Origin of the sequence: Microcoleus sp. (genome assembly GCF_049646505.1) — a bacterium.
Lineage (GTDB): Bacteria > Cyanobacteriota > Cyanobacteriia > Cyanobacteriales > Microcoleaceae > Microcoleus.
This window is the reverse complement of record NZ_JBARVX010000397.1, coordinates 1-3244: the sequence shown is the minus strand read 5'-3', so window position 1 is coordinate 3244 and position 3244 is coordinate 1. Positions and strand designations below refer to the sequence as shown.

The following is a 3244-nucleotide window of genomic DNA, read 5'->3' as shown; positions in this document are numbered from 1 at the left end:
ATTAATTGTTCGATCGCCCTCATTACTGCTCGATCGCGCCCGCTGAAACCACCTGCTACCTGTTCGGAGTTGCGGTGAATTCCTAACAGAAATTGAGTTAAATCGTTGCTGCCGATGGAAATTCCTTGAACTCCGGCTTTTACATAATCTGGCAATAAAAATAATACCGAAGGAACTTCCGCCATAATCCATATTTCAAATTCGTTCGGTCGGTTTTTCCAATTTTTTTCTAATCGCTCGCGGCAGTAAACAAATTCGTCAACAGAGCGCACGAAAGGCAAAATTAAATTGATATTTGTATGACCTGACTCCCAGACTTTTTGAAGTACGCACAGTTCCCAATCAAATAACTCGGGTTCAAAGGTATAACTAAAACTGCCGATGGCTCCCGATTCGCGCAAATCGAGAGAGCGATAAAATATCGGCCGCGGCGAAACGGCCGCAGCAAATAAACTGAGACAATCGGCCATGCGATCGACAAATTCCGATTTGCGGCCGTTTTGCAGCAAAATTTTGGGGTTTTGACAGTCCAAAGCTTCCAATGCCATCAATTCCGATCGCAGCAATCCGATGCCGTCTATTGGTAGATTTTTCAGGCGCTCGATCGAACTTGTTTGGCTGACATTAACTAGCAGTTGAGTCGCCGTTGGCGCGCCCCAAACTGATTCGGGAGATTGTACCAGTCGAGATTTAAGGCCGGGATTGGACGATCGCTCCGATGCAGAAAATTGGTGATTGGCTATTGACATTTTTGCCGCTGTACTGTATTTATCTGGATTGTTGACCGTTTCCTCAAGCCGGCTGCTTTCTGCTGTGCCGATCGCCGGATGTTGGGCGGTGGCAAAAACTTCTCCGCTATCGCCATCTACCAGCACCGAATCCCCCGAGGCGATCGTCCGAGTCGCCCCTGCAACTCCCACAACGGCAGGAATCCCCAACTCTCTAGCTAAAATCGCGCCGTGCCCTGTCATGCCTCCTTCTTCGGCAACTACCCCCGCAGCAACTTTCAGCCAAGGCAGCCAGTGCGGCTCGATTGTCCGGGCGACCAAAATGCCTCCAGCCAAGAATTGGGCGTTTTCTGCGTGGGAATTAGTGATGACTTGGGCAATTGCTTCGGCTTTTCCTGAAGCGGCGGCCAAACCTCTGAGTATCGCCGGAGTTCTCGCCGGGGCGATCGGCTCGATCGGTGTCTGCGCCGCTTTTTCCCTTTTCACCACACGAACTCGATTGAAATAAAACTGCGGTTCGCCGCTGTTTTCTGCCCGGTTCATCGTCCAATCCAAGATTAAATCAGAGTCAAATTCTGCAACAACTTTTTGGGTCAATTCAATCAGTTTTTGCAGTTGCGATTCCTCTAAAACATATTCACTTTGTGCTGCCTCTGCCAGCGCCAAAACTTCCAGGCAACTGTCAGCAAAATCAAAATTTTGAAATGCAGAATTGGGAATTGGCAAAGCAGCAAAATTGCCGATTTGCAGTTGTTCTTTCTGTTCTGAATCGCCCGCTTTGAGATTGTACGCTAATGTTTTGTAACCCAGCCGCTGGAATTTAACCGCGCCTGTTGCCGGGTGTACTTGATAGTAATCGGGAATGCTTGCGCCTGTAGCGAGGGACATTCCCAAACCGCAGGTGGCTTGGATTTCCCATGCTGCACCGGCCTCCGTTTTTACCTCGCCCGCGGCGATCGCTCCCTCGATGGGCTGCACCAAAACTGCGGGATTGATTTGCTGTATCCCCAGGCCGCACCGCTGCCAGTAAAATAGACTTCGGGCTCTGAACAGTTCTGCCCAAGCTCGCTTGAGTCCGGTGCCAATTGCTTCTGCTTGTGCCGGTACTGCGTGAGAGTAAAGGATTCCGGCTGTTTTCGGGTTCCAAGAAGTTAGGGAAGGTCGAAAAATTAAGGTTTCGGAGTTTGAGTTGAGCTCAGCGACAGCAGACTCTAGGCTAGAGAGCAGTGAATCTGGCAGTTTGGCGGCGAGGATTTGGCGGCGGATGCTGCGGGCGATCGATTGCAGTTGTCTGGGTTCATCGACGTTCAAGTGCAGGGAAGAGTGCGGCCAGTCAGCCAACAGCGGTTCTAGCCAGTCGATCGACTCTACAAACTGCCAAAATGTTTGAGCCGGCACGACAAAACCCGGTAGAACTGGATGATTTTGGGCGAGCAAACAGCTCAAGTAAAATGCTTTTTCTCCCACTGCATCTCGGTCTGAAGGTTGAATTTTGTCTAGCCGGTAGAGGTTTGTCACGCCGAGAGCCTGTCCTTAGAAACAGATTGAATTTTGATAGTTTTTCCCATTAATCAATTACCACAATTTTAGGATGAACAACCGAAAATGGACGGGATTAGTCAAATCTTTACTTAATCTATTTCTTAAGTCTAACTGTCCTCTTTGTCAGCGACCTGCCGCCGGGGAGTTTTGTCCGTACTGTCACAAACAACTTCAGCAATGTCAGTTAGCCGATCCGGCTCGATTTTGGGACGATCGGGAGCGGGTTTTTGTGTGGGGCGAGTACGGCGGGACTCTGAAACGGGCGATCGCAGCTTTGAAATATGAGGGAAATCCCCAATTAGCCAAACCTCTCGGCGGCTGGCTGGCCGAAGCTTGGCTGAGTTTTCCCGAATTAGCTATTGACAATTTAACAGTTGTACCAATTCCCATGTACAAAGAAAAGGTCAAGGAACGCGGTTTTAACCAGGCGGAACTTTTGGCTGAAAGTTTTTGCGAGCTGACTGGTTTGCCTTTGCAGCGCCACGGTTTGGAGCGGGTGAAAAATACTCAGCCTTTATTCGCTCTGACAGCAGAGCAGCGAAAAGCTGAAATGAAAGATGCTTTGATTTTGGGGAAAGATTTTCGCCGCCGCCGCCCGCGCGATCGAGTGCTGTTAGTTGATGATATTTATACTAGCGGCACTACGGTTAAATCGGCTATTAAAATATTGCGAGAGTCGGGAATTTCGGTTTACGGAACTGTGGCTATGGCAACTCCGAATAAGAGCAGTATGCCACCTGTTTTACGTTGAACTTTCAACAGGTTATCGGCATCGAAATTGCATTCAGATGCCGAGAATTTATCACGTTTTTTTTGGAAAAACGAACCGCGAAGACGCGAAGTGCGCGAAGCGGCGCGTCAGCGAAGCGGCGCGAAGAAAGAGAAGAGAAAAGAGAGGATTTAGGATTAGACCTCTTGCAAAAGTCAAATTTACCCCCCTTATTAAGGGGAGAAACAAGAATAATCTTGCTCCC

General features: G+C 49.1%; 2 protein-coding genes. One reads left to right on the top strand and one right to left on the bottom strand.

Annotated features, from left to right (window positions below; translation table 11 throughout):
* Positions 1-2246 (bottom strand): putative PEP-binding protein (locus tag WBA89_RS19835; RefSeq protein ID WP_424408907.1); only part of this gene is annotated, 2246 nt, incomplete at its 3' end.
* A 73-nt stretch (positions 2247-2319) separates the two neighbouring features.
* Between WBA89_RS19835 and WBA89_RS19830 the strand changes: the two genes are divergently transcribed.
* Positions 2320-3021 carry a ComF family protein gene (locus tag WBA89_RS19830; protein WP_424408906.1) on the top strand — a complete coding sequence of 234 codons (702 nt, stop codon included), beginning with the start codon at positions 2320-2322 and terminating at the stop codon, positions 3019-3021.
* The last annotated feature ends 223 nt before the right edge of the window (positions 3022-3244 follow it).